Raw genomic sequence first — 3,462 nt, 5'->3', positions numbered from 1 at the left:
CTTTTCCTTCGGAATGCTACGCAAACAGCCGTCGTAGGAAATTAATTCCCCGTCTCCTGTCCACCGGAATTTCACCGCACTAGCGCTCTTGTCATGGCGACAAACCTTGTTCTTACTTGCTATCTCTAGTATAGCAGATTTTTACTACGGGTTAAAACCCGCGTGTCGTTATTCAACCAGCCGTTAAAACAGGCTGGCTAACTTCCTCCCGTTATTTTTTTAGGTTTTGGCAACAGGGATATTGCACATCTAAGTCCTTTCTATGAGTATAGAATCAGTTTTGCTGAAAATGCTACCCTATAATTTTTGATTTAGTCTGCGAGTATGTCAATCAATAAAGGCTCTAATTGAGCCTTGCGATCCAAAGCATAAATATCATCACAGCCACCAATATGTTGATTATTAATAAAAATCTGTGGCACAGTACGACTTCCATTAGCACGTTCAGTCATACTATTTCTGGCACTTTCATTGCCATCAATTTTGTATTCCATGTAGTTGACACCTTTCCACCAAAGCAAAAGTTTTGCTCTAATACAATACGGGCAAGTTTGCCAAGTATAAATTTCGACCTTTGCTTTTATATGTTCTGGATGACGACCAAGAATAGGGTTGAGAAAATGAAACATTTTTAGTAATTAATTAGGTGGTAATAAATTCGGCAATTTAGATAATTTGTAACCTATTTTAAGCCAAATGGCAATAAACTTGCCTTAGTTTCAATCTTTGCTTGTTAATTTGATAACTTGACCAAAATTCTCTAAATATCCTGTGCTAAACTATTGTCTTAAATTATTTATTCCCTCAAAATTTAGTATCGATATCTTGTAGGTTTTGCTCTCATTTTCATTTGTGTTTGCATTTTCTTTCTGATGTATAGTTCTCTATAAATCTTGGAACAATAATGAGCAGTAAATACTACATTTACTATAAAAAAAACTAATACAAACAATAGAACTAAAAGACCTGATAAAGTAAATTTATGATAGAAGAAAGTAAAAAATAAAAATACAATAGAAAGAAAACCAGCTCCAGAGGCAGAAGAACTAACAATTAGCCAGCGCAAATTAGACATAGTTAAGTTAATAAATATTTTGAATTAATTAACAAGGTAAATTAAAATTATTTAATTATATATGAAAACCTGTTGCCACCATGATTTTTTTTAATCTTAATTTTAATCCTTAATTGGTATCAATTAATTTCAGTTAAGTTGAAGAGCAAATAGAAGTAAATAATCATAGAATTTACTTCTATTTAACTTGAAGGTCATCAGCTAAATTTGGTTGACTCTCTCAAAAGTGTTTCAAACTTCTTCAAGTCGAAACATGGGAGTTGAGTTGGCTTTGGAGTTTAACAAAACTTTTGTTGTAGGTTTTTCTTGTGGAAAAGGTTATTATTTCATCCCTAGCTGTATAATACTGTATTAATTTAAGTATATTCTCTGTCCTATCAAGCTAGGATAGTTATTTATAAAAACCTTCTGTTCGATATTGAGAACAATTATTATAATTTTCCCTAATCTCCTACTACCTAAGCAAGTAAGTAAAATTAGATATAAAATAATCCTTGATAAGGAAGAAAGAATAGTAGATAAGAAGACGAAGCAGAAAGAGATTAAACAATTTCTATATTTTACCTAACACTTACATATTGGTGTGATTTTTTTACATACACCTACTTATTATTTAGAAGTATTTAACCGAAAATGATATGAAAATTCAAGAAGAATGTAGATAGAAAATCAACCTAGATCACAATTAAGACCAGGATTAATCCCACATTGAAGCTATTCGCCTCTTGTCTCCTGTAAAAGTTGTGCTTTTCATCTCGTGCAGCGAAACAAACATGGGATTTATCCTGGAGAGAGCTAAATATCTATCAAAGCTAAAAGTCTTAGTGTAAAGATCAATTGAAATAGAAAATTAAAGTTTACATTTTGTCAAGTTGTTTACGCAAATCCTCCAGCTCACTATCAACGTCCGATTTTTCTGCTGAACCTTGATGAGAAGCTGGTAATTTACCCTGAACTGCTGAACTCTCTGTAAGTTGTGCCTTCATCGCTGCCAACTCATCATCAACATCACTACTAGCTTCCAACTTTCGGAAATCCTCTTCCAAACCACCACCACCAGCTAACTCTGCTGTAGCTTGGGAACGAGCCTCCATTTGCAAGACCTTTTCTTCCATCCGGTCAAAAGCTGCCATTGCCCCGCTAGTATTAATAGAACCCATTGTATTATTAAGTTGCTCCTGAGTCCTAGCAGCGGTCATTCTCGCCTTCAACATATCCTTCTTAGTCTTAGCCTCAGAAATCTTACCTTCTAAAGCTGTCAGATTCCTTTTTAGAGTTTCTACCTGAGCTGTTTGACTGTCCAAAGATAGTTTTACAGTGTTTGCTGTTTCAGAATAAGTCTTCTTACGCTGTAGAGCTTCCTTGGCCAGATTTTCATCTCCCTTTTGCAGAGCTAACTGTGCCCGGGAGTACCATTGATTAGCTTGAGATTCAGCTTGATTATACTGTTGTTGGCTACGTTTCTGAGTAGCAATAGCGCTAGCAACTGCCTGACGCAACTGGACTAAATCTTCCTGCATATCAATAATAGACTGTTCTAGAACCTTCTCAGGGTCTTCAGCCTTATTTACCATCTCATTAACATTAGCTCTAACGAGACGACCAATCCGATCAAATAATCCCATAATTTTATCTTTCCTTTTAATTGACCATTTGTTTAAGTTGGCTCCCAGCTTCCGATTAGAGATACTAGCTACTCTGGGCCAAGCTTTTGATTAGTTGATTAGGGAAAATTTACCCTATAATCCTATAATTATAATATCCATTTTAAGCTGTTCTTTGTCCGTAAAGCCTAGGCAGACTTGAATGTTTTTGAGGGAAAAAATGGCTGGAACCAAGAGCAATAAAAGAAATACCTCAATATGCTAAAAATATCTCAAACATCTACAGGGCTTACCGAAAAATTGGGTTTAGAGCCTCCCCCTTTTAGGGGGACTTTGTGTTATGCTAGAAAAAGTGGAAAGGTATTCAACCACTCTAAAAACCTAGCTACTTAATCAGTAGCGCCATTTACCTTGAAAACTGCGGTCAGACCCCGCGTCGCCGTCAGCTCGCTTGCGGTGCGACCCCGCGACGACGTTAGCGAAGCTCCTCTGAAAGAGGCAAGTCGCTTGCGGAACGCGCACCAAGAGAGGGAATGCTGACCAAGAGAAGAGTTATGGGGTTTTGCACTCCGAATGGTTGTGTATGGAAAAGCTCTAAGCAACAAGTACCAGAGAACCAAAGTTTTTTTAGGTTTGAACTGTACCGTAGGGCATACGAGAACAGGCTCTTGAAATAGAGTAAACGCTTGGGGAGAGAAACATCTCTGGCTTAGGTATCGCAAGGTATCTGATTTAAGTGGACTCATTGAACCAAGAATCCTGTTTTCAGGAGAATCTCCGCGC

At 36.7% G+C, this 3,462-nt stretch carries 2 protein-coding genes; both read right to left on the bottom strand.

All coding sequences use genetic code 11. The features are described 5' to 3' along the window. Positions 1-311: 311 nt before the first annotated feature. Positions 312-629 (bottom strand): glutaredoxin 3, encoded by a 318-nt coding sequence (grxC, locus tag AFK68_RS05390; protein ID WP_094671898.1) that lies wholly within the window; start codon positions 627-629, stop codon positions 312-314. Between the two features lie 1,303 nt (positions 630-1,932). Then, positions 1,933-2,700: a PspA/IM30 family protein gene (locus tag AFK68_RS05380; protein WP_094671896.1), complete on the bottom strand. Its 768-nt coding sequence runs from the start codon at positions 2,698-2,700 to the stop codon at positions 1,933-1,935. Positions 2,701-3,462 lie beyond the last annotated feature (762 nt).

The sequence above is a fragment of the Hydrocoleum sp. CS-953 genome, from assembly GCF_002260545.1.
In the GTDB taxonomy this organism is placed as follows: Bacteria; Cyanobacteriota; Cyanobacteriia; order Cyanobacteriales; family Microcoleaceae; genus Trichodesmium.
Note: the sequence above shows the minus strand (reverse complement) of the source record. Positions and strands in the feature narration are given on the sequence as shown.

Bases quoted from the DNA above. Each gene is read 5' to 3' on its own strand.
- grxC (WP_094671898.1), bottom strand. From the start codon at position 629: ATGTTTCATTTTCTCAACCCTATTCTTGGTCGTCATCCAGAACATATA.
- AFK68_RS05380 (WP_094671896.1), bottom strand. From the start codon at position 2,700: ATGGGATTATTTGATCGGATTGGTCGTCTCGTTAGAGCTAATGTTAAT.